Genomic DNA, 22967 nt, shown 5'->3' with positions numbered 1-22967 from the left:
GCTTAATTGCGCATTCGGCAGTATGCTGCATTGCAGAGAGGTTGAACGAGAATGCCGATAGGTGAGTTTGGCGGTGCACCGCCCCTGGCGTCGGAAGGCAGTCCGGTCCTGACGACGCCGATGTACTGGATGTACGAAATGGCGCACGCCTCGCTCAATCCGGCGCGCGCTGTCACCGACGCCACCAAGATCCTGTTTCAGAACCCGCTCAATCCCTGGGCCCACACCCAGATGGGCAAATCGGTCGCGGCGGCCTGCGAGCTGTTCGAGCGCACCACGCGCCGCTACGGCAAGCCCGAATGGGGCCTCGACGAGACCGAGGTCAACGGCATCCGGACCCCCGTCGAGGTCCGCTCGATCTGGGAAAAGCCGTTCTGCCGGCTGCTCTATTTCGACCGCAAGCTGACCCGCCCGCTGCGCAGCCCCCAGCCCCGGCTGCTGATCGTGGCGCCGATGTCCGGCCATTACGCGACCCTGTTGCGCGGCACGGTGGAAGCGTTCCTGCCGACCCACGAGGTCTACATCACCGACTGGTCTGACGCGCGGATGGTCCCGCTGGCCGAAGGCCGCTTCGATCTCGACGACTACATCGACTATGTCATCGAGATGCTGCGCTTCCTCGGCACCAACATGCACGTCATGGCGGTGTGCCAGCCGGCGGTGCCGGTGCTGGCCGCGGTGTCTGTCATGGAGGCCGAGCGCGATCCGTTCGCACCGATCTCGATGACCCTGATGGGCGGCCCGATCGACACCAGGCGCAACCCGACCGGCGTGAACAATCTCGCCCAGGAGCGCGGCATCGACTGGTTCCGCAACCACGTCATCACCAAGGTGCCGTTCCCGCATCCAGGCGTCATGCGCGACGTCTATCCGGGCTTCCTGCAGCTGAACGGCTTCATCAGCATGAACCTCGACCGCCATGTCGACGCCCATAAGGCGCTGTTCGCCAACCTCGTGAAGGGTGACGGTGACCAAGTCGACAAGCACCGCGACTTCTACGACGAGTATCTCGCGGTCATGGACCTGGCTGCGGAATATTATTTGCAAACGGTGGAGACCGTGTTCGTCAAACATGCGCTGCCGAAGGGCGAGATGACCCATCGCGGCACGCTGGTCGATCCGTCGAAGGTCACGCGCGTGGCCTTGATGACAGTCGAAGGTGAGAAGGACGACATCTCCGGTCTTGGTCAGACCGAAGCGACGCACGGACTCTGCTCGTCGATCCCGGATCACCGCCGGGTTCACTACGTGCAACCGGGTGTCGGTCATTACGGCGTGTTCAACGGCTCGCGATTCAAGTCGGAGATCGTGCCGCGCATCAACGATTTCATGCTGTCGGCAGCCGATCCGAAGTCGCTGCTCGCCATTGCGGCTGAATGAGTGAAGACGATGGTCACCGCGCATCCGAATCCGGATGCGGGGTAACCCTTTGAAGGGACGCTAGAAACCGGAACTCAGGAGTGACTCAAGCAGTGAATGTGGCGTCGCTTCTTGAGCGATGCTTTTGAATCTGAATTCATGTTTTCGGGGGCGCGCGAGGCCCAACCGCTAGGGTGCGGAACCTTCCGAACCCCTGTATGTTGGGCAAATGATTTGTTTTTGCGCCGAGCGCTTTCCCTGGCGGTGGATATGGCAAAATCCGGGCGAGTTCTTCCCTCCCGGACTGACAGAAATGGCCACTCGCGCGCTACTTTATCGGCGGCCCGCCGAACCTTCGCGTCTTCTCGTCAAGCATGGCTCGCAAATCTACTCGATTAGATTGCGGCGTCACCGTCGTGCGCGACGTTATACCCTGAGAATTCATCCGTCGGATCGCGAAGCGATCCTCACGATGCCTCCGCGCGGCACGATCATCGAAGCGAAAGACTTCGCGCAGCGTCACGGCGCGTGGATCGCGGCGCGTCTTGGCCGTCTGCCGAAGGCGGCGCCGTTCCTGCCGGGCACTTTGGTGCCGCTGCGCGGCGTGCCGCACAAGATCGTGCATCGCGCCGGCGAGCGCGGCACGGTGTGGACCGAGACGCGAGACAGTGGCGAGAAGATCCTGTGCGTGGCCGGCGGGATCGAGCACACCGAACGCCGGGTGCTCGACTTCCTGAAGCGCGAGGCGCGCCGTGACCTGCAGAAGGCCGCCGATGCCTATGCCGAGCAGCTCGGCGTCAAGGTCAAGCGGTTGTCGATCCGCGACCAGTCGAGCCGCTGGGGCTCATGCACCTCGGCCGGCTCGCTGTCGTTCTCGTGGCGCCTGATCCTGGCGCCGCCCTTCGTGCTCGATTATCTCGCCGCGCACGAGGTCGCTCATCTGATCGAGATGAACCACTCGCCGCGGTTCTGGAAGGTGTGTGGCAGGATCTGCTCCTCGGTCGAGCGCGCCAAGAAGTGGCTCGACACCTGCGGCAACGATCTGCATCGCTATGGCATCGACGACTGAGGTCTCGACGATAGAGCATCTCGACGATGCGAGTCCCAATGGCCCGGCCTTCTGGTCCGGGCCATTTCTTTGTCGGGTTCCAATCTGCATCAATGAACTCAGAACCCGCGTGTGGACTATCGAATTCTTAAGCCTTCTCGCCTGCAGTCGGAGGATATTGCTCAATTCGGCGGCGCCTTAACGCGGCCGTAACGCTGCGCTCGCCAGATTTACCGCGATCAACCCCAAGGTGACGTCCCAGCGAGCTGCCGGGTCGTTCGCTGCAACCAAAGCGCCGATCGTTTCTCTCGAAACGTGCAGCGCGCCTCGAATCGAACGATGCCTGCAAGCGAGTTCCAACCGGCCGCATCCACACAATTGCTCTCGGCCGCGCTCGACGGTGCCTCCGAGGCGATCCTGTTTCTCGACGCGCTGGGCCATGTCCAGCACGCCAACCAGGCGGCGTCGGTGCTGCTGCGGCGTGAGCCGGCCGCTCTGATCGGCGCCGACCTCGAAAGCCTGGGTCTGCCCGCGGATCTGATCCCGGCGCCCCCCTGCGACGAGACGACCGACGCGCAGCAGGACGCGGACCAGTCCGAAGCCCGCGAAATGACGATGCGCCATGCCGATGGCGGGCGGACCCGCCTCCGCCTGTCGCTGTGCGCTCTCCCGCCGGGCCGTGACGACGAGCCGGTCCGTTCGCTGCTGTTCATTCGTGACGTGACCACCGAAGTCGACATGCGCGAGCGCAATGCGCTGCTGACGTCGGTCGCCGACCGGACCAACCGGGCCGTCATCGTCACCGATCGCGAGCTCAACGTCCTCTATACCAACGCCGCCTTTGCCGGCCTGTTCGGCTACACGCCTGAACAGGCGATCGGGCGCCGGGCCGAGGAACTGCTGATCGGCCCCTGCACTGATCCCGCCATCGTCGACCGGCTGAGGCAATGCCTCGAGGACGATCGCGGCATCGAGGAGGACGTGCTGGTCTACGACAAGGACGGCCGCGAGATCTGGACGACCGCCTATGTCAAGGCGCACCGGACCAAGCGGGGCAAGGTCAGATATCTGTTCGGGCTGCTCACGGACATCCGGGAGACCAAGCAGCTGCGCTCGCTGCAGCAGCTGATCATGGCGTCGCTGGCGTCCGACGTTTCGATCACGACCATCGCCGATCAGCTGTGCCGCCGGGTCGAAGAGCTCGCCCCGGACGTCGTCTGCTCGATCCTGCACGTCGATTCCGATGGCCGCATGCATCCGCTCGGCGGCCCCAGCCTTCCGCCCGCTTATTCGGCCAGCCTCGACGGCGTCGCGATCGGGCCGGACGTCGGCTCCTGCGGCACTGCCGCCCATCTCTGCGAGCCGGTGCTGTCGCACGACATCGACAATGATCCGCGCTGGCAACCCTACAAGGCCGGCCCGCTCGCCGCCGGCCTGCGCGCCTGCTGGTCGTCGCCCATCAAGGGCAAGGACGGCCGTGTCATCGGCACCTTTGCCTTCTACTTCCGTGAATGCCGCGGCCCCAGCTCCTGGCACGAGCAGATCGTGGCCGCCTGCGTCCAGCTCGGTGCGCTCGCCATCGAGCGCCAGGAGGTCCGCTCGACGATCTCACAGGTCGCCTATCATGACATGCTGACGGGCCTGCCCAACCGTGCCCGCATCCCGTCGCTGATCGCCGAAGCCATCAAGGCCTGTCCGGAAGGCGGACACGTCGCCGTCGCCTTCCTCGACGCCGACAATTTCAAGGACGTCAACGACACGCTGGGCCATGCCGCCGGCGACGAGTTCCTGGTCGGCTTCGCCAACCGCCTGCGAGCGCAGATCCGCAACGGCGACATGCTGGGCCGTCTCGGCGGCGACGAGTTCGTGATCGTGCTGCAGAACCGCGATGCCCTGGAAGCCTCGCTCGCGGCGGCGCGCATCACCGCCGCGCTGGCGATGCCGCTGACGATCGGCAAGCGCCAGGTGCCGATGTCGGCGAGCATGGGGCTCAGCCTCTATCCTGATAATGCCAAGGACATCGAGACCCTGATCAAGCAGGCCGACGCGGCGATGTACAAGGCCAAGCGCGGCGGCCGGGCGACCTACCGCTTCTTCAGCGCCGACATCGACAAGCTCGCCGAAGAACGGCTGATGCATTCGACCGCGCTGCGCGAGGCGATCGCCAGCGAGGCCCTGACGTTGCACTATCAGCCGCAGATCCGCACCCGCGACGGCGCGATCCACGGCGTGGAAGCGCTGGCGCGCTGGCACGATCCGGTGCTCGGCGAGGTCTCGCCCGCCAAGTTCATTCCGCTTGCCGAGGAATGCGGCCTGATCGAGCAGATCGGCGTGTGGTCGATCAAGCTGGCCTGCCAGCAGATGGCGTCGTGGCGGCGTGCCGGTCTCGACATCCCCTGCATCTCGGTGAACCTGTCGCCGATCAACTTCCAGAACGTCAATCTGGCGGCGATGGTGGCGCAGATCCTGGCCGCCAACGATCTGCCGGCGAAGATGCTGATGCTGGAGATCACCGAAGGCGTGATCCTCAACGAGCGCGCCACCGTGATCGCGACCATGAACGAGCTGCGCAACATGGGCGTCGGCCTGTCGCTGGACGATTTCGGCACCGGCTATTCGAGCCTCAGCCGGCTGGCCCAGCTACCGATCGACGAGTTGAAGATCGATCGCAGCTTCATGCGCGATTTCGAGAACGACAGCGGCACGCGGGCGATCGTGACCGCGGTCGTGCGCGTCGGCCAGAGCCTCGACGTGGCCGTGGTCGCCGAAGGTGTCGAGACCGAGCCGCAGCGCAAGCTACTGGCCGAGCTCGGCTGCGATGCGATGCAGGGCTTCCTGTTCGCGCGGCCGATGGCCGCCAGCGCCTTCAGCCGCTGGCTGCTCGACTACAGCGCCCATCGCGCGAGCCTGATGCTGCGGCTCGTCGGACGCGCGCTGGCGCAGGCCTCCGGTGATGCGAAAGGCGAGGGTGCTGCGAAAAGCGAGCCGTCATCGCGGCCCGTTGCGGCCGCCGCGGGCTGATCAGGCCGGACTCACTGTCTTCCCCTGACGAGCATCGCTCGTTGTGTCGCAACACGCAGCGCATTTGCGCTTCCGTCGTCATTCCGGGGCAATCGTCAACGCGCATCCGCGCGTTGAACATCGAGATTCCGGGTTCAAGGCCTGCGGCCTTGTCCCGGAATGACGGTGGTCGTGATGCAATCAGATCAGCGCCGGCCGCCGAACAACCGGTCCACCAGCCAGCCGTCGAGCCCGGCCGCGGGCTCCGGACGAACATTGCTGCGGCTCGGGCTCGGCGCCGCCGAGCGCGCCGAGTAGGCCGCATTGGGCGCGGGGGCCGACGGTGCTGAAATCTGCGAGGCGATCTGCGCCAGCGTCGGCACAAGACCCGAGCCCTGCGCGTTCGGCAGCGCCGCCACCGGCACGCCCTGATGCGCCGCGCGCATGAAGCGGGTCCAGACCTCGACGGGTAGGCCGCCGCCGGTCGCCTTCCTGGTCGGCGAGTTGTCGTCATTGCCGAGCCAGACGCCGGTGACGAGGCGCGCGGTGTAGCCGATGAACCAGGCGTCGCGGAAATCCTGGCTGGTGCCGGTCTTGCCGGCGGCGATCCAGCCCGGGATCTCCGCCTTCTTCGCGGTGCCGGAGATCAGCGTCTCCTGCATCATCTGGTTCATCATCGCCGCGTTGCGCGGCTCGATCACCTGCACCGGCTGCTCGGCCTGGCGCATGTAGAGCAGCTTGCCGTCGAGCGTCCTGATCCGCGTCACCACATGCGGCGAGACGCTGACCCCGCCATTGGAGAACGGCGCGTAGGCGCCGACCAGCTCGATCATCGACACCTCGGAGGTGCCGAGCGCGATCGACGGGTTAGGATCGAGCTTGGAGGCGATGCCCAGGCGGTGTGCGGTCCGCACCACGTTCTTCGGTCCGACCTCGAGACCGACACGCACCGCGACCGTGTTGAGCGACATCGCCAGCGCCTGGGTCAGCGTCACCGGGCCGAAATATTCGCGGGTGTAGTTCTCCGGCTTCCAGCCCTTCAGGTCGAGCGGCGCGTCCTGGCGCACCGTGTCCGGCGTCAGGCCCTGCTCGATGGCGGTGAGATAGACGAACGGCTTGAACGCCGAGCCGGGCTGCCGTTTGGCGGTCACGGCACGGTTGAACTGGCTGTCGGAATAGTTGCGGCCGCCGACCATGGCGCGCACGGCGCCGTCCGGCGTCATCGCCACCAGCGCGCCCTGGCTGACGTTGAACTTCACGCTCTTGGCCGCGAGCTCGTCGATGATGGCGGCCTCGGCGACGGATTGCAGCTTCGGATCGATCGTGGTCTCCACGACGATCGACTCCTCGACCTGGCCGACGAGGTCGTCGAGCACCTCGCCGATCCAGTCGGCGACGTAGTTCACGGTGCCGGCGCCGGCCGGCTTCACCGCCACGGAAGGATGCGCGATCTGGGCCTGCGCCTGGGCGTCGGTGATGAACTTGGCCTCGGCCATCGCCGCCAGCACGGTCTGCGCGCGCTTGGCCGCGCCCTCCGGGTTGCGGTTCGGCGCCAGCCGCGACGGCGACTTGACGAGACCTGCGAGCATCGCGGCCTCGCCGATCGTCACCTGCCGCGCGGACTTGCCGAAATAGCGCTGCGCCGCCGCCTCGACGCCATAGGCGCCGGAGCCGAAATAGACCCGGTTGAGATACAGCTCGAGGATCTCGCGCTTGGAATATTTGCGCTCCAGCCACAGCGCCAGCTCGGCCTCCTGCAGCTTGCGCGCCAGCGTGCGCTCCTGGGTCAGGAACAGGTTCTTGGCGAGCTGCTGCGTCAGGGTCGAGCCGCCCTGCGATACGCCGCGATGCAGGATGTTGGCGACGACAGCGCGGGCGATGCCGATCGGGTCGATGCCGAAATGCTGGTAGAAGCGGCGGTCCTCGATGGCGATGAAGGCCTTCGGCAGATAGGGCGGCAGATCCTTCAGCGCGACATTGGCGCCGGCCATCTCGCCGCGCTGCGCCAGCATGGTGCCGTCATAGCCCACGATCTCGATCGTCGGCGGCCGCTTCGGGATCTCCAGCGACTGGATCGGCGGCAGATGCGCGCCGGCCCAGATCACGACGCCGACCAGCGCGATCACGCCCCACAGGCCGCAGACCAGCGCCCAGTAGAACATGCGCCCGATCGGCAATCCCCAGCGCGACCTGCCGCGGCTCGGCTTTGGTTTCGGTGTTGAGGTCTTCGGCTCGCGCGCCGGCACATCGTCCTCGTCGTCGGGCTCGACCGGCCTTTTCTTCGCAGCGGACTTCTTGGGCGCGTTGTTGCCGGAGGGGATGCGATCCTTGGGGTCGAGGCGCAGATCGGCCATCGCGGCCGCAAGACCGAATCGCGGCTCCTTGCGTCCGCCGCTCTGTTTCCGTCCCCGCGCCATACGCAACCCGAGCCCGCGACCCCGCCGTCCGACCACGGTAATGTCCGGAGTTTAAGGGGCAGTTAGGAAGAGCTTAACGCGCGATTAGGAGTTTCGCGCCGCTAACGCCGCGTTATGGTTAAGCGAAGGTCAACAACAATCAGGCGAGGGAATTCATGGGCCATATCGATCCCACCAAGGAGGTGTTCGCGCAGTTCCGGGAGAATGACCGCCCGGGTCCGATCCACATGCTGAACCTGGTGCGGCTGCGCAAGGAGGCGGCCTATCCCGATGGACGCAAGGTCAGCGGCGCGCAAGCCTATGCCGCCTATGGCCGCGAGAGCGGCCCGGTGTTCGAGCGCCTCGGCGGCCGCGTAGTCTGGCAGGGTCGTTTCGAACTGATGCTGATCGGTCCGCAGGAGGAATACTGGGATCACTGCTTCATCGCCGAATATCCGAGCGTGCAAGCCTTCGTCGAGATGATCCGCGATCCCGTCTATCGCGAGGCGGTGAAGCACCGCCAGGCTGCGGTCGAAGACTCGCGCCTGATCCGCCACGCCGTGCTGCCGGTGGGCAAGAACTTTGGCGAGGTGCCGGCGGGGTAAGTCTGACTACACCCGCAAGATTGGTAGTCGGCAGTCGACAAGCAAAAGGTACGTTCCCTCCCTCCTTGTGGGGGAGGGAGCGCGGCAGTGGGCTGGGTGAGAGCGAGTCCTGATCGAGAAGCGCCCAGGCGCGTCGCTCTACTCGAAGAGATCCGCGTTCTCAGCCTCCGTTGCCGCTTGCATGACACATAAGTTTATGCTTATGTGTTGGCATGATCGAGAGTGACATCTTCAGGGCCCTGGCTGATCCGACGCGATACGCGATCTTCGAGAAGCTGGCGAACGGCAGCATGAATGCCAGCGCGCTTCGCGAGGGTCTGACGATCAGCCAGCCGGCGATGTCCCAGCACCTCGCGGTTCTCAGAAGCGCGGGATTGGTGAGGGAAGAACGGCAGGGTCGCTTCGTCAACTATGAGGTCGATCCGGAGGGCCTGGCGCAGATCGCGCGCTGGCTGGCGAAGTACCGCGCCTACTGGCCGTCGCGGGTCGATGCGTTGAAGGCCGTGCTGAAGGACATGGACCAATGACCGATATCAAGGCTGACCGGCAGAGCGACGATCTGGTGCTCGACTATGAACTCGACGCTCCGCCGGAGAAGGTGTGGCGGGCGATCAGCATTCCCGCGCTGCGCGAGAACTGGCTGCCTTCAGGAGAATTGGCCGATGCCGCCCCGGTCTCCTCGACGCCCGGCGAAGAAGTTCGCTACCGGATGCGCGACGACGAGCCGCCGTACCTCGAGAGCATCGTGACGTTCCAGGTCATGCCCAATGCCGCAGGCGGGACCAGGCTGAGAATCATTCACGGACTGGTCGTCACGAAGCTGATGCGGCGGACGCCGCCGGCGGCGAACAGCAACCGGCGCAGCCTGATGCGCGCGGCTTGACGCTCTAGTTCACTAACAACCCACTGAAACCGGGAGCTCGCGCATGCGCGACACGATGCAACTCGTCCCTATGGTCATCGAGCAGTCCAGTCGGGGCGAACGATCCTTCGACATCTATTCGCGGCTGCTCCGTGAGCGGATCGTCTTCCTGAACGGCGAGGTCAACGACACGGTGTCCGCCCTGGTCTGCGCGCAACTGCTGTTTCTCGAGGCGGAAAACCCAAAGCGGCCGATCCATCTCTACATCAATTCACCCGGCGGCGTGATCACCAGCGGCCTCGCGATGTATGACACGATGCAATTCGTCAAAGCACCGGTACACACGCTCTGCATGGGAACGGCGCGTTCGATGGGGTCGTTTCTTCTCATGGCGGGCGAGCCGGGCGAGCGTACGGCGCTGCCCAATGCAAGCCTTCACGTGCATCAGCCGCTCGGTGGTTTTCAGGGCCAGGCGTCCGACATCCTGATTCACGCCAAGGAGATGGAGCTGACCAAGCGCCGCATGATCAGGCTCTACGCCGAGCATTGCGGGCGCAGCTATGAGGACGTCGAGCGCACCCTGGATCGCGATCACTTCATGACCGCGGACGAAGCCTTGCAGTGGGGCTTGATCGACCGGGTCGTCAAGCAACGAGACCAGGGTGAGGTCATCAACGACTGACACTTCCTCGACGCGACGGCGGATCCTACCGCAACAGCCGTTGTCACCCGCGATGCGGTCGAATGGCCGTCGGCGAGCGCACGCAGCGGCGAACGGCGCAACCCGTGCCGCAATGCAGAACGGGGCCGCGCTATCTCGCAGCCCCGTTCCATCGATGTTGACCGCGTCATTCGGGGCGATGCGCAGCATCGAACCCGGAATCTCGAGGGTCCGGGCTCGTCGCTGTCGCGACGCCCTGGAACGACGTCGAGTGCAGCTAGCCCGCCGCGCCCTTGTCCTCCAGGATCGGGCCGAACAGCTCCCAGCGCTCGCCGTTGAACTTCATCATCTGTAGCTGCTTGTTGACGCGATAGTCGGTCGGCGAGGTGTTGATCTTCATGCCCGGCAGCGACAGGTCGCCGACGACGTCCTTCAGCGACGCCGCCTGCTTCATGACGTTCTCGCGCGTCAGGTTGTCGCCGCACATCTGCAGCACCGTCACCAGGAGCTGTGCGTTCCCGTAGCCATAGACGTTGAAATTGGAGTTCTTGTCGCCGTCCGGATAATACTTGGCCATGAAATCCAGATAGCGCTTCATGCCCGGATCGTCCTTCCAGGTCGGATCGAGCGGGTCCTTGCCGTAATTGACCGAGATCACGCCCTTGGAGGCTTCGAGGCCGGCCGGTTGCATCACTGCGCCGACAGAGGTGGCATTGATATCGACGATGTGGACGGGGTGCCAGTCGAGCTCATGCAGCTTCTTGATGGCCTGAGCGGCCTGCTTCGGCGTCGCGGCGGAGAACAGCAGGTCGGCGCCGGCCGCCTTGATCTTGAGGATCTGCGAGTCGATGGTCGGATCGGACACCTCGTAGGAGGCATCGGCGACGATCATGGTCGATGCCTTGTCACCCAGGCCGGCCTTGATCCCGTTCAGATAGTCCTTGCCGAGATCATCGTTCTGATAGAGCACGCCGATCTTGGCGTTGGGATGCTCCTTCAGAATGTACTGGCCGTAGATGCGGCCCTCGGTGAAGTAGTTGGGATTGTACCCCATGGTCCAGGGGAAGTTCTTGGGGTCGGTGAACTTGGTCGCGCCTGTCGCGGCGAACAGCTGCGGCACCTTCTTCGCGTTGAGGTATTTCTGGACCGCGGCGTTGGACGGCGTGCCGATGATCTGGAAGGTCAGCAGCACCTCGTCGTCCTCGACCAGCTTGCGGACCTGCTCGACCGCCTTGGGCGGCGAATAGGCGTCGTCATACTGGATCAGCTTGATCTTGCGGCCATTGATGCCGCCCTGCTCGTTGATCATGTTGAAATAGGCAGCCTGGGTCTTGCCGATCGAGGCATAGGCCGAGGCGGGGCCCGAGAACGGCACGGTCTGACCGACCTTGATCTCGGTATTGGAGGCGCCGGGATCATACTTCTTCTGGGCCGAGGCTGACGTGACGGAGAGGGTGACGGCCAAAGCGGCCGCGCCTGCAAGACGGAAATATCCCTGTCGCATGGGGTCTGCATTCCTCCTGAATATTGTTGTGCGGCTGGTCTGCCCGGACGGGCGCCATCGCTACAGGCAGTGTGGAGGAACGGCTTGGCGGACGCAAGGCGAGCCGCCACCGGGACTGCGGCGGTTCCGCGGGGCGAGAGCTTAGGATGCAAGCTCGATGATCGTGACTTCGCACCATTGCGAGCCAAGCTGCCCCCTGACATTCAGTGTCGTCCCGGCCAAGCCCTGGCGTCGCGCAGCGACGTCAGGGCGCAGAGCCGGGATCCATAACCACAGGCCGCCCTGTGGCGAAGACTCGGAGTTGCGATCCTGCCTCGAACGTCGCCCGGGAGTATGGGTCCCGGGTCGGCGCACGCCGTCGCGTTGCGCCGCCGTGCTTGCCCGGGACGACATCTGTGGTCGCTGCTTCAAAACGGCTTCGCCATTTTGCGCGCGAATGTCCCGGAATGATGTCCTCATGGGCACCGACATCGTCCGCAGGCGTCTCGAAAGACGGCCGCGGACTCGGTGCTGATCAAGCCGCCAGCCAGACGAGCATCAGGCCGACTGCTGCCGGCACGCTCTGGATGAACAGGATATTGCGGCTCGCCGTGGCGGCGCCATAGAGGCCCGCGACGAGCACGCAGAGCAGAAAGAACACCTTGATCTGAAAAGCGAACACCGGCGCCGGATGCGCGAGGCCCCAGAACAGGCCGGCGGCGAGGAAGCCGTTGTAGAGGCCCTGGTTGGCGCCGAGCACCTTGGTCTGCTCCGCGCGCTCCGGCGTGTTGTTGAACGCCCTCAAGCCGGCCGGCTTGGTCCAGAGAAACATCTCGAGTACGAGAATGTAGACGTGAAGCAGGCCGATCAGTCCGACGACGATGTTTGCAATCAATGCCATGGTTCGGCTCCCCCAAGCCTGCCGGGACCGGCGGTGGTGCCGGCCCCCTCGTTCAAATCTTCTCCGAGCGGCTCAGGGCCGCGCGATGGTCTCTCATGCCGCCGGTTGGGCGGCCGCGTCGTCGTTCGCCAACAAATGCAGCAGCGCGCTCTTGATCGCCGCCTGCCGGGTCGGCGCGTTGATCTGCGCGCCCAGGAGGTCGGTGACGTAGAACACGTCGCGGGCGCGTTCGCCGAAGGTGGCGACATGGGCCGAGGCGATGTTGAGATTCAGCTTCGAAATCGCGGTGGTCAGCTCGTAGAGCAGGCCGGGGCGATCGAGGCCGGAGACCTCGATGACGGTGTAGAGCTCCGACCATTGATTGTTGATGGTGACCTCCGGCTCGACCGAGAATGCCTTGTGCTGCTTGCCCCGCGTCGTCCGCCGCGCCACGGCGTCCGGCAGCCGCAGCTTGCCCTCCAGCACCTGCTCGATGGTCTCGCCGATCCGCGTCGCACGGCGGCCTTCGTCCTCGTCGCGCTCATATTCGCGGGAGATCGCGATGGTATCGAGCGCGCGGCCGTCGGTCGTGGTATAGATCTGGGCATCGACGATGTTCGCCCCGGCGGAGGCGCAGGCGCCGGCGATGATCGACAGCAGCCACGGATGGTCCATCGCGAAGATCGTCAGCTCGGTCACGCCGCGCGCCGGATCGAAGCCGACATTGATCGCGAGCTTGTGGCCGGCATCCTCGCTCGATCGCACGAAGCGGGCATGGCGGATCTTGCGCGGCAGCTCGACCTTGAGCCAGTAGGCCGGATAGTGCCGGCCGATATAGGTGTTGAGCTCGTCCTCCGGCCAATCGGTGAAGGCGTTGCGGAATTCGGCCTGCGCCGCGGTGATGCGCTTGGCGCGGTTGACCTCGGAGAAGCCGCCGGTCAGCACCGGCTCGGTCTCGTAGTAGAGCGTGCGCAGCAGTTGCGCCTTCCAGCCGTTCCAGACGCCGGGGCCGACGCCGCGGATGTCGGCGGTGGTCAGGATCGTCAGCAGCTTCATCTGCTCGACGGACTGCACCACGGCGGCGAAATTCTCGATCGTCTTGCGGTCCGACAGGTCGCGCGACTGCGCCACCGTCGACATCGTCAGATGCTCCTCGATCAGCCAGGCGACCAGCTCCGTGTCGGCATTGTTGAAGCCCAGCCGCGGGCACAGCCGGCGCGCGATCTTGGCGCCGGCGATGGAATGGTCCTCGGGCCGCCCCTTGGCGACGTCGTGCAGCAGCACGGTGATGTAGATGACGGCGCGGTGCTCGGGCCGGATCTTGCGCATCAGGTCGGAGGCCAGGGTGAACTCGTCGATGCCGCCGCGCTCGATCTCCTGCAGAAAGCCGATGCAGCGGATCAGGTGCTCGTCGACCGTGTAATGATGATACATGTTGAACTGCATCATCGACACGATGCGGCCGAAGGCGCGGATGAAGTGGCCGAGCACGCCGGTCTCGTTCATTCGCCGCAGCACGACCTCGGCATCGTTGGAGGTCAGGATCTCCATGAACAGCCGGTTGGCCTCGGGATCGTCGCGCAGCTCGGTGTTGATCAGGTTCAAGGAGCGCGTGACGGCGCGCATCGCGTCGGGATGGAAGGCGAGGTTGTTCTTCTGCGCCAGCCGGAAGATGCGGATCAGATTGACCGGATCGTGCTTGAAGACGTCGGGCGCGGCGAGGTTGATGCGGTTGTTGTCGACGATGAAGTCGTCACTCTCCGGCACGCGCCGCCAGGTCGAGCCGGTGGTCAGGCGCGAGATCATCCGGCTCAGCACCGGCGCCGGCTTGGCCTGTTGGTCCTCGAGCTTGGCGCACAGGATGGCGGTGAGATTGCCGACCTCCTTGGCCACCAGGAAGTAGTGCTTCATGAAGCGCTCGACATCCTGCATGCCGGGATGGCTGGTGTAGCCGAGCCGCACCGCGATCTCGCGCTGCAGGTCGAATGACAGCCGCTCCTCGGGCCGTCCGCTGACGAAGTGCAGGTTGCAGCGCACCGACCACAGGAAATCGGCGCAGCGCCGGAAGGTGCGGTATTCATGCGCGTCGAACACGCCGCGCTCGACCAATTCAGCGGTCTCACGCACGCGATAGACATATTTGGCGATCCAGAACAGCGTATGCAGGTCGCGCAGGCCGCCCTTGCCGTCCTTGACGTTGGGCTCGACGAGATAGCGCGACTGGCCGCCGCGGCGGTGCCGCTCCTCGCGCTCGGCCAGCTTGGCGGCGACGAACTCGGCGGCGGTGCCCTGGACGACCTCGGTGTCGAAGCGCGCGACCAGCTCGTCATAGAGCGGGCGGTCGCCGGCGAGATAGCGCGTCTCCAGGATGGCGGTGCGGATGGTCATGTCGCCGCGCGCCTGGCGGATCGACTCGTCGACCGAGCGGGTCGCATGGCCGACCTTCAGCCCCATGTCCCACAGCGAATACAGGATGGCTTCGGCGACCTGCTCGCCCCAGGCGGTCTGCTTGTAGGGCAGGATGAACAGGAGATCGATGTCGGACTCCGGCGCCATCAGGCCGCGGCCATAGCCGCCGGTGGCGACCACCGCCATGCGCTCGGCGCCGCTCGGCACCTGCGAGCGGTAGAGGTGCTCGGTGGCGGCGGCGTAGAGGATGCGAATGATCTCGTCCTGCACGAAGCAGAGCTGCTCGGCGCAGCGCCGGCCATGGCGGTCCTTCAACAGTTGCGCCTGGGCGGCCGCGCGCGCCTTGACCAGCTCGGCCTTGAGGAATTGCACCACCGCGGCGCGGAACATGTCCTCGCGGCCCGAATGCTGCGCGGCCAACGCGTCGACCGCAACCGCGATGCTGGCGCTGTCGAAATCGGAAAGGCTATCGGGGTGGGAATTGGGGGCGACGCTGTCCATGGATGCAACCGGATATCGAACAAGGCCTGTGCTGTCACGAAACTTCCAATGCAACAATCGATCCATGCTGTCATCGGTGGTCACGGGATGATGATCGTTCTGAATGGTGCCGTCGAAAGGAAAAGCAATTCTCGCGCGCCCCTGGCATAACTCATTGAAACCACAACAATGTTTCTTGAGGCTTGGAGGGGTGACGATGGGTGGATTGTCGAGGCGCGGATTTGCTGCGGTTGCGGCCGTGGTTCTCCTGGGATGCGGCGCTGCACGCGCGGCCGAGCCGGTGAAGGAGATCCGCATCGACTGGGCGACCTACAATCCGGTGTCGCTGGTGCTGAAGCAGAAAGGACTTCTGGAGAAGGAGTTCGCGAAGGACGGCATCAGCATCGTCTGGGTGCAGTCGGCCGGCTCCAACAAGGCGCTCGAATTCCTCAACGCCGGCTCGCTCGATTTCGGCTCGACCGCCGGCTCCGCCGCGCTGGTCGCCAGGATCAACGGCAATCCGATCAAGTCGGTCTACGTCTATTCGCGGCCCGAATGGACCGCGCTGGTCACGGCCAAGGATTCCAAGATTGCCTCCGTGGCCGACCTCAAGGGCAAGCGGGTCGCGGTGACCCGTGGCACCGATCCGCACATCTTCTTGGTGCGCGCGCTGTTGTCAGCCGGCCTCACCGACAAGGACATCACGCCGGTATTGCTGCAGCACGCCGACGGCAAGGCGGCGCTGATCCGCGGCGACGTCGACGCCTGGGCCGGGCTCGATCCGATGATGGCGCAGGCCGAGGTCGAGGAGGGCGCCAGGCTGTTCTACCGCAAGGCCGACGCCAACACCTGGGGCATCCTCAACGTCCGTGAGCAGTTCCTGAAAGACAATCCCGAGATCGTCCGCCGCGTGCTCGCCACCTACGAGGTCGCACGCAAGGACGCGCTGGCGAATTACGACGACCTGAAGAAGACCTTCATCGCCGTGACCAAGCTGCCGGAGACCGTCGTCGACAAGCAACTCAAGGAGCGCACCGAGCTCACCCATAGCCGCATCGGCGCACCCCAGCGCGAGTCGATTTTGGCTGCTGGCCTCGCTTTGCAGCAGGCCGGTGTCGTCGATGCCAAGGTGGATGTGAAGGTGACGCTGGATGCCCTGATCGACGACCAGGTCCCGCTGCCGACGAACTAGAACGCACGAAGCACTGTTGCAGATACAACCAATGCTGCAGACAAAATAACGGTGTCGTCCCGGACAAGCCCGCCAGCGCGGAAGCGCTGGCGGGCGCAGATCCGGGACCCATACTCCGTGAAGGTCGTTGGGAGGCAGGCTGGAGCGGCATCTCGTCTCACCACGGCGGCCGCGGAGTATGGGTCCCGGCTCAAGGCCGGGACGACAGCAAGTTAGGAGCGCCGTCCTCGGCCCCATTACCATCCACCACCATCACCACGCCTTGCATTCCCGCGCGGGACACTGTTCTCACTATGACCATGACCGTCGAATTGCAGGCGCCGGCTGCCGCCATCCCCCAGACTGCTCGCCAGCCATGGCTCACGCGGCTGACGCGCCCGCTGCTCGGCTTGCTGCTGCCGCTGTCGCTCGCACTCGCCTGGGAGCTTGCCGTCCGGGCCGGCTGGTCCAACGGCCGGCTGGTGCCGCCGCCCTCGAAGGTCTTCACCACCATCGCCGAGCTCGCCCGCTCCGGCGAACTCTCCCGCCACATCACGATGACCTTGACCCGCGTCGGCGTCGGTTTTGGCCTCGGCGTCATTGCCGGAACTGTCCTCGGCGGCATCTGCGGCTATTGGGGCCTCGCCCGGCGGCTGGTCGATCCCACCATCCAGGCGCTGCGCGCGATTCCCTCGATCGCCTGGGTGCCGTTGTTCATCTTGTGGCTCGGCATCTTCGAGACCTCCAAGGTGGCGCTGATCGCGGTCGGCGTGTTCTTCCCGGTCTATCTCGGCCTGACCGGCGCGATACTCTCGGTCGACCGCAAGATCGTCGAGGTCGGCCGCATCTTCCGTCTCTCCGGGCCGGCGATGATCCGCCGCATCCTGCTGCCCGCGGTGCTGCCGGCGTACGTCGTGTCGCTGCGCGTCGGCCTCGGCTTGGGGTGGATGTTCGTCGTCGCCGCCGAGTTCATGGGGGCGTCGGAAGGGCTCGGCTACCTCCTGATCGACGGCCAGCAGCTCGGCAAGCCGGCGCAGATCGTGGCGGCCATCGTGATCTTCGCCATCATCGGCAAGGCGACCGACTGGCTCCTGGAGATCGCCACCGCGCCGCTGTTGCGCTGGCAGGACAGCTTTGCGCGCCAGAGCGGGGCCGCTTGATGCTGCAGTTCGCATCCGTCACCAAGGTCTATCCCAACGGCGTCCATGCGCTGGAGCGGTTCTCGGCCGAGATCCAGCTCGGCGAGATCATCGCCATCATCGGCGGCTCCGGCTGCGGCAAGTCGACCTTGCTGCGCGCCGTCGCCGGGCTCGACCGCGCCAGCGCCGGCACCGTGACGCTCGACGGTGAGGCGATCACGGCGCCGCATCCCAAGGTCGGCATCATCTTCCAGGAGCCGCGGCTGCTGCCGTGGCTCACGGTCGCCGACAATATCGGCTTCGGCCTGTCCGAGCTGCCGGCGGCCGGGCGCCGCGATCGCGTCGCGCGCGCGCTCGAACGTGTCGGCCTCGCCGACAAAGCCAAGGTCTGGCCGCGCGAATTGTCCGGCGGCCAGGCGCAACGCGTCGCGATCGCCCGCGCATTGGTGGCGCGGCCGGAGGTGCTCCTGCTCGACGAGCCGTTCTCTGCGCTCGATGCCTTCACGCGCAAGGACCTGCAGGACCACCTGCTCGACCTCTGGGCCGATACGCGCCCGACCCTGGTGCTGGTCACGCACGACGTCGAGGAAGCCGTGGTGCTGGCCGACCGCGTGATGGTGATGCGGCCGCATCCGGGCCGGCTGTTCGAGGAGATCACCATCAATCTGTCGCGGCCGCGCGACCGCAACGCGCCCTTGTTCGACCAGTTCAGGCGCCATGTGCTCACTGCACTGGATCGCTCGCTCGACCGGACGATGCCGGACGCGCAGGGCAGGCGTGACGCCGGCGGCGGCCTGTGGTGGTGACTTTGGCGGCCCGGCCCGGTACATCTCGTCCGAAATGACTCCGGGAGAGAACGACAATGGATGCTGCCGAGCTGCGCGCCATGCAGGCGCCGATCAAGGAACGCTACAAGGCTGATCCGTCCGCCGCCGTCATCACGCTGAAGGCCAAGGGCGAGGTCGGCGGTGAGGGCCTGACCTGCAAGCTCGAGACCGGGCGCGCAATGGCTGTGGCCGGCCTGCATCCGGGGACCGGCGGCTCGGGGCTCGAGCTGTGCTCCGGCGACATGTTGCTGGAGGCCCTGGTGGCCTGCGCCGGCGTCACCTTGAAATCGGTCGCGACCGCCGTCGAAGTCCCGCTCAAGAGCGGCCTCGTGCTGGCCGAAGGCGATCTCGATTTCCGCGGCACGCTCGGCGTCGACAAGGAGGCCCCGGTCGGCTTCCAGGAAATCCGCCTGCGCTTCGAGGTCGACACCGACGCGCCGCAGGACAAGCTCGACCTCTTGCTCAAGCTCACCGAGCGCTATTGCGTGGTGTATCAGACCATCAAGAACGGGCCGAAGGTGTCGGTCAGCCTGAAGCGGGTGTGAGGTCGCCCTCGCCTTGCCGCTGATGACGACAAGCCACCGAGGCTTGCCCGGTCTGCGCCTCCCCCGCGTACGGGGGAGGTCGCCGTGCATCGCAGATGCGCGGCGGGTGGGGGAATTCTCTCCACACAACGCACCCATCATCACCACCCGAGCCACGCCCCCACCCCGGCCCTCCCCCGCAGGCGGGGGAGGGAGATCACTGTCCGCGCAGCATGAGCTGATGTCCCTCGATCCCCCCTTTCTGCTGCTGCTGACCTTGCGCATGGCGATCGCGGCGTCGTTCGTGGTGTCGGCGTCGATGATCGCCGAGCGCACCGGGCCCGTGATCGGCGCACTGGTCGCGACCCTGCCGATCTCGGCGGGGCCGACCTACGTGTTCCTGGCGCTGGATCACGATGCCGCCTTCATCGCGCAGGGCGCGCTGACCAGCCTGCCGATCAACGCCGCGACGATCTTCCTCAGCCTCGCCTACGCCGTCCTGGCGCAGCGCCGCAGCGTGCTGGTCGCCAGCGCCACTGCTGTTGCCGTGTGGCTGGGTCTCGCGTCACTGATCAAGAGCGTGCAATGGACGCTCGCGATGGGCATCGTCGCCAACATCATCACATTCGCGATCTGCCTGCCGCTGCTGCAGCGCTATCGCCACGCCAAGATGCCGCTGATCACGAGGCGCTGGTACGACGTGCCGCTGCGCGCCTCGCTGGTCGCGACCCTCGTCGCCACCGTCACCTCGGTCTCCGGCTGGGCTGGCCCCAGCGTCTCCGGCATCCTGGCCCTGTTTCCGATCGTCTTCAGCTCGATGATGCTGATCCTGCAGCCGCGCATCGGCGGACCGGCGACGGCGGCCGTGCTGGCCAACGGCACCTACGGCCTGATCGGCTTCTCGCTCGCGGTGGTCGTGCTGCATCTCGGCAGCCTGCATGTCGGTGCAGCCGTGGGGTTGAGCGGCGCGCTGGCGACCTGCGTGGGGTGGAATCTCGGCCTGTGGTGGCTGGGGAGAAGGAAGACAGCTCGTCAGCTTGCGTAGGGTGGGCAAAGCGAAGCGTGCCCACCGAGTTTCATATCACGCTGCAAATGGTGGGCACGACGCTTCGCGTCTTTGCCCACCTTACGGCACCGTGAACTCATCTCTCCGTCATTCCGGGGCGCGCGAAGCACGAGCCCGGAATCCACCGGACCGAATGCACTGACGAAAAATGGGTCCCGGGCTCGCGCTGACGCGCGCCCCGGAATGACGGCAACTACGTTTTCGGCAGTTTCGCCCTCAGCTGATACAGCGCGTCCATGGCCTCGCGCGGGGTCATCTCGTCCGGATGCAGGGCCTTCACGGCGGCGATCAGCTCCTCCGCCTCCTTCGATATCGCGGGCTCGGCGGCCGCGCGCGAGGGCACCGCGAACAGCGGCAGGTCGTCGACCAGCGCACGCGCGCTCTGGCCGCGGTCCTGGGCCTCCAGTTTCGACAGCACCGATTTGGCGCGGCTGATCACGGCCGGCGGCAGGCCGGCGAGCTTCGCGACCTGGATGCCGTAGGAGCGGTCGGCGGAGCCGGGCAGCACCTCGTGCAGGAACACCACGTCGCCCTGCCATTCCTTGACGCGGACCGTGGCGTTGAACAGCCGCGGCAGCTTGGCGGCGAGCGCGGTCAGCTCGTGATAATGCGTCGCGAACAGCGTGCGGCAGCGGTTGCTCTCGTGCAGATGCTCGATTGCGGCCCAGGCGATGGAGAGACCATCGAAGGTCGCGGTGCCCCTGCCGATCTCGTCGAGGATCACCAGCGCGCGCTCGCCGGCCTGGTTGAGGATCGCCGCGGTCTCGACCATCTCGACCATGAAGGTCGAGCGCCCGCGTGCGAGATCGTCGGCGGCGCCGACGCGCGAGAACAGCCGGTCGACGATGCCGATGCGGGCACGGCTCGCCGGCACGAAGGAGCCGATCTGGGCTAGCAGGGCAATCAGCGCGTTCTGGCGCAGGAAAGTGGACTTACCCGCCATGTTGGGGCCGGTGAGCAGCCAGAGCTGACCGCTCTTGTGCGCCGGCGTCGGCGACAGGTCGCAGGAATTGGCGATGAACGGCTGGCCGTCGCGCTTGAGTGCCTGCTCCACCACGGGATGGCGGCCGCCCTCGATGGCGAAGCCGAGCGAGCCGTCGACCTCGGGACGCACATAGTTGTCGTCGACCGCGAGCTTCGCCAGCGCGGTCGCGACATCGAGCATCGCAAAGCCGTGCGCGGCAGCGCGCAGATCATCGCCGATCGCAAGCGCCGACGCGCAGAGCCGGTCGAAGATCTCGAGCTCGAGATTGAGCGCGCGTTCGCCGGCATTGGCGATCTTGGCCTCGATCTCACCGAGCTCCGACGTGGTGAAGCGCACCTGGCCGGCGAGGGTCTGGCGGTGGATGAAGGTCGCGTTCAGCGGCGCCGACATCAGCTTGTCGCCATGCTGCGCGGTGACCTCGACGAAATAGCCGAGCACGTTGTTGTGCCGGATCTTTAAGCCTTTGACGCCGGTCTGGTCGGCGTAGCGCGCCTGCATCGACGCCACGACGAGCCGCGACGCGTCGCGCAGATTGCGCGTCTCGTCGAGCGTCGCGTCGTACCCGGCGCGGACGAAGCCGCCGTCGCGCTTGATCAGCGGCAGCTGCTCGTCGAGCGCGCGGGCGAATTCCTCGGCGAGCGCCCGCGTGGGCCGCGCCAGCGCCGCCATCACGGACGTGACGTCTTGCGGCGGCTGTTCCAGCGCGGACAACCGCGCGAGCGCCTGGTCGGCGGCAAGGATGCCGTCGCGCAAGGCGGCGAGATCGCGCGGGCCGCCGCGGCCGACCGAGAGCCGCGCCATCGCCCGGGTCATGTCGGGCGCACCGCGCAAGATGGAGCGGATGTCCTCGCGTGCGGCGCCATCGGCAACGAACGTGGCGACTGCATCGAGGCGGCGGCCGATCTGCGCCGGCTCCGTCAAGGGCGCCGCGAGCCGCTGCGCCAGCAGCCGCGAGCCGGCGGATGTGACCGTGCAGTCGATGGCGTCCAGCAGCGAGCCGCGCCGCTCGCCGGCGAGCGTGCGCGTCAGTTCGAGATTGGCGCGGGTCGCCGGATCGATTGCCATGGTGCTGCCGGTCGCCTCGCGCGCGGGAGGAGCCAGGGGCGGGCGCTGGCCGACCTGCGTGCGCTCGACATAGGTGACGCAGGCAGCGGCGGCCGTCGCCTCCAGCCGCGACAGCACTGCGAGGCCGTCCATGGTGGCCACCGCGAAATAGTCGCACAGCCGCCGCTCGGCGGTGGCGCCGTCGAACACGTCGCGCGTCAGCGGCGTCACCGCGGCGAGCTCGCGCAGCGCAGGCTCGAATGCCGTGTCCGAGTACAGCGCGTCGGAGACGATGACCTCGTTCGGATTGATGCGCGCCAGGGTCGCGGTCAGTTCCGCGAACGCGCATTCGGTGACGATGAAGTCCGAGGTCGAGATGTCGATCCAGGCGAGCCCGAGCCGATCGCCGCCGGACGAGCCGCGGCTGCGCACGATCGACAACAGATAGTTGTTGGCGCGCGCATCGAGCAGATTGTCTTCCGTCAGCGTGCCCGGCGTCACCACGCGCACCACGCCGCGCTTGACCACGCTCTTGTTGCCGCGCGCCCGCGCAGCGGCCGGATCCTCCATCTGCTCGCAGACCGCGACGCGGATGCCCTGCGCGATCAGCCGGTGCAGATAGTCCTCGGAGCGCTCGACCGGCACGCCGCACATCGGGATGTCCTGGCCCAGATGCTTGCCGCGCTTGGTCAGCACGATGCCGAGTGCCTTCGAAGCGACTTCCGCGTCCTCGAAGAACAGCTCGTAGAAATCGCCCATCCGGTAGAACAGCATCAGGCCCGGATGCGCCGCCTTGATGTCGAGATACTGCTCCATCATCGGCGTGAGCTTGGCCGGCGCCTCGGCGGGCGCGGCGTCGGGCGGAACGGAGACGGAGATGGGCTGCTGGATCGTCATGGCGCGGAAACTAGCCAATTTGCCCGGACGGTCCTACCGCTTTGGCGGCGATGTCCCGGTTTTCCACGATGGGCGGTGCCTGCTGTTGCACCTCCCCCGCTTGCGGGGGAGGTCGTATCGCATCGAAGATG

General features: G+C 66.1%; 17 protein-coding genes. 12 read left to right on the top strand and 5 right to left on the bottom strand.

Going from position 1 to position 22967, the window contains the following annotated elements:
- Positions 1-51 precede the first annotated feature (51 nt).
- The 3 genes from QX051_RS08345 to QX051_RS08335 all read left to right on the top strand — a co-directional run bounded on the left by QX051_RS08345 (position 52) and on the right by QX051_RS08335 (position 5428).
- A complete protein-coding gene (locus QX051_RS08345; protein WP_315735335.1) occupies positions 52-1380 on the top strand; it encodes a polyhydroxyalkanoate depolymerase in 1329 nt (442 codons plus the stop codon).
- 208 nt (positions 1381-1588) lie between these two features.
- Complete coding sequence (locus tag QX051_RS08340) at positions 1589-2428, top strand: SprT family zinc-dependent metalloprotease (protein WP_315735333.1); 840 nt, start codon at positions 1589-1591, stop codon at positions 2426-2428.
- Positions 2429-2746: 318 nt separating this feature from the next.
- Positions 2747-5428, top strand: coding sequence for an EAL domain-containing protein (locus QX051_RS08335; protein WP_315775736.1), 2682 nt, complete (start codon positions 2747-2749; stop codon positions 5426-5428).
- A gap of 185 nt (positions 5429-5613) precedes the next feature.
- Here the strand turns inward: QX051_RS08335 and QX051_RS08330 are convergent, their stop codons facing one another.
- Entirely contained in the window at positions 5614-7824 is a 2211-nt protein-coding gene (locus QX051_RS08330) for a penicillin-binding protein 1A (RefSeq protein WP_315773167.1), read from the bottom strand.
- Positions 7825-7979: 155 nt separating this feature from the next.
- Here QX051_RS08330 and QX051_RS08325 point away from each other — a divergent pair, with 155 nt between their 5' ends.
- The 4 genes from QX051_RS08325 (at position 7980) to QX051_RS08310 (ending at position 9952) form a co-directional block, all read left to right on the top strand.
- The gene (locus QX051_RS08325; RefSeq protein ID WP_315756848.1) at positions 7980-8408 is read left to right on the top strand and encodes a DUF1330 domain-containing protein; all 429 of its coding nucleotides are present in this window, start codon (positions 7980-7982) and stop codon (positions 8406-8408) included.
- A gap of 212 nt (positions 8409-8620) precedes the next feature.
- Entirely contained in the window at positions 8621-8935 is a 315-nt protein-coding gene (locus QX051_RS08320; protein WP_315715146.1) for a metalloregulator ArsR/SmtB family transcription factor, read from the top strand.
- Positions 8932-9291, top strand: coding sequence for an SRPBCC domain-containing protein (locus QX051_RS08315; protein ID WP_315773169.1), 360 nt, complete (start codon positions 8932-8934; stop codon positions 9289-9291). Before QX051_RS08320 ends, QX051_RS08315 begins: the two co-directional genes overlap by 4 nt.
- A 43-nt stretch (positions 9292-9334) precedes the next feature.
- Positions 9335-9952 (top strand): ATP-dependent Clp protease proteolytic subunit, encoded by a 618-nt coding sequence (locus tag QX051_RS08310; RefSeq protein ID WP_315775735.1) that lies wholly within the window; start codon positions 9335-9337, stop codon positions 9950-9952.
- Between the two features lie 256 nt (positions 9953-10208).
- On the opposite strand, the gene QX051_RS08305 is transcribed toward QX051_RS08310, so the two are convergent.
- From QX051_RS08305 to QX051_RS08295, 3 genes are all read right to left on the bottom strand, one after another.
- Entirely contained in the window at positions 10209-11435 is a 1227-nt protein-coding gene (locus QX051_RS08305; RefSeq protein WP_315775734.1) for an ABC transporter substrate-binding protein, read from the bottom strand.
- Between the two features lie 514 nt (positions 11436-11949).
- Positions 11950-12315: a DUF1304 domain-containing protein gene (locus QX051_RS08300; RefSeq protein WP_315775733.1), complete on the bottom strand. Its 366-nt coding sequence runs from the start codon at positions 12313-12315 to the stop codon at positions 11950-11952.
- Positions 12316-12408: 93 nt separating this feature from the next.
- Positions 12409-15204, bottom strand: coding sequence for a [protein-PII] uridylyltransferase (locus QX051_RS08295; protein ID WP_315775732.1), 2796 nt, complete (start codon positions 15202-15204; stop codon positions 12409-12411).
- A gap of 196 nt (positions 15205-15400) precedes the next feature.
- On the opposite strand from QX051_RS08295, the gene QX051_RS08290 reads away from it, so the two are divergent.
- From QX051_RS08290 to QX051_RS08270, 5 genes are all read left to right on the top strand, one after another.
- Positions 15401-16375, top strand: coding sequence for an aliphatic sulfonate ABC transporter substrate-binding protein (locus QX051_RS08290; RefSeq protein ID WP_315775731.1), 975 nt, complete (start codon positions 15401-15403; stop codon positions 16373-16375).
- A 293-nt stretch (positions 16376-16668) separates the two neighbouring features.
- A complete protein-coding gene (locus QX051_RS08285; RefSeq protein ID WP_315775730.1) occupies positions 16669-17514 on the top strand; it encodes an ABC transporter permease in 846 nt (281 codons plus the stop codon).
- Positions 17514-18299, top strand: coding sequence for an ABC transporter ATP-binding protein (locus tag QX051_RS08280; protein WP_315775729.1), 786 nt, complete (start codon positions 17514-17516; stop codon positions 18297-18299). Before QX051_RS08285 ends, QX051_RS08280 begins: the two co-directional genes overlap by 1 nt.
- Before the next feature lie 56 nt (positions 18300-18355).
- The gene (locus tag QX051_RS08275) at positions 18356-18865 is read left to right on the top strand and encodes an OsmC family protein (RefSeq protein WP_315756858.1); all 510 of its coding nucleotides are present in this window, start codon (positions 18356-18358) and stop codon (positions 18863-18865) included.
- 220 nt (positions 18866-19085) lie between these two features.
- Positions 19086-19889, top strand: coding sequence for a hypothetical protein (locus tag QX051_RS08270; protein WP_315775728.1), 804 nt, complete (start codon positions 19086-19088; stop codon positions 19887-19889).
- Positions 19890-20103: 214 nt separating this feature from the next.
- Here QX051_RS08270 and mutS read toward each other — a convergent pair whose 3' ends face one another.
- The gene (mutS, locus tag QX051_RS08265; protein ID WP_315775727.1) at positions 20104-22836 is read right to left on the bottom strand and encodes a DNA mismatch repair protein MutS; all 2733 of its coding nucleotides are present in this window, start codon (positions 22834-22836) and stop codon (positions 20104-20106) included.
- Positions 22837-22967: the final 131 nt, after the last annotated feature.

Source organism: Bradyrhizobium sp. SZCCHNR1053 (assembly GCF_032381235.1).
Taxonomy (GTDB): domain Bacteria; phylum Pseudomonadota; class Alphaproteobacteria; order Rhizobiales; family Xanthobacteraceae; genus Bradyrhizobium.
The sequence above is the reverse complement of the archived record's forward strand: the minus strand, read 5'-3'. Positions and strand labels throughout refer to the sequence as shown.

Coding starts and splice junctions, on each gene's coding strand:
- QX051_RS08345 (WP_315735335.1), top strand. CDS start 52: ATGCCGATAGGTGAGTTTGGCGGTGCACCGCCCCTGGCGTCGGAAGGC.
- QX051_RS08340 (WP_315735333.1), top strand. CDS start 1,589: ATGATTTGTTTTTGCGCCGAGCGCTTTCCCTGGCGGTGGATATGGCAA.
- QX051_RS08335 (WP_315775736.1), top strand. CDS start 2,747: ATGCCTGCAAGCGAGTTCCAACCGGCCGCATCCACACAATTGCTCTCG.
- QX051_RS08330 (WP_315773167.1), bottom strand. CDS start 7,824: ATGGCGCGGGGACGGAAACAGAGCGGCGGACGCAAGGAGCCGCGATTC.
- QX051_RS08325 (WP_315756848.1), top strand. CDS start 7,980: ATGGGCCATATCGATCCCACCAAGGAGGTGTTCGCGCAGTTCCGGGAG.
- QX051_RS08320 (WP_315715146.1), top strand. CDS start 8,621: ATGATCGAGAGTGACATCTTCAGGGCCCTGGCTGATCCGACGCGATAC.
- QX051_RS08315 (WP_315773169.1), top strand. CDS start 8,932: ATGACCGATATCAAGGCTGACCGGCAGAGCGACGATCTGGTGCTCGAC.
- QX051_RS08310 (WP_315775735.1), top strand. CDS start 9,335: ATGCGCGACACGATGCAACTCGTCCCTATGGTCATCGAGCAGTCCAGT.
- QX051_RS08305 (WP_315775734.1), bottom strand. CDS start 11,435: ATGCGACAGGGATATTTCCGTCTTGCAGGCGCGGCCGCTTTGGCCGTC.
- QX051_RS08300 (WP_315775733.1), bottom strand. CDS start 12,315: ATGGCATTGATTGCAAACATCGTCGTCGGACTGATCGGCCTGCTTCAC.
- QX051_RS08295 (WP_315775732.1), bottom strand. CDS start 15,204: ATGGACAGCGTCGCCCCCAATTCCCACCCCGATAGCCTTTCCGATTTC.
- QX051_RS08290 (WP_315775731.1), top strand. CDS start 15,401: ATGGGTGGATTGTCGAGGCGCGGATTTGCTGCGGTTGCGGCCGTGGTT.
- QX051_RS08285 (WP_315775730.1), top strand. CDS start 16,669: ATGACCATGACCGTCGAATTGCAGGCGCCGGCTGCCGCCATCCCCCAG.
- QX051_RS08280 (WP_315775729.1), top strand. CDS start 17,514: ATGCTGCAGTTCGCATCCGTCACCAAGGTCTATCCCAACGGCGTCCAT.
- QX051_RS08275 (WP_315756858.1), top strand. CDS start 18,356: ATGGATGCTGCCGAGCTGCGCGCCATGCAGGCGCCGATCAAGGAACGC.
- QX051_RS08270 (WP_315775728.1), top strand. CDS start 19,086: ATGTCCCTCGATCCCCCCTTTCTGCTGCTGCTGACCTTGCGCATGGCG.
- mutS (WP_315775727.1), bottom strand. CDS start 22,836: ATGACGATCCAGCAGCCCATCTCCGTCTCCGTTCCGCCCGACGCCGCG.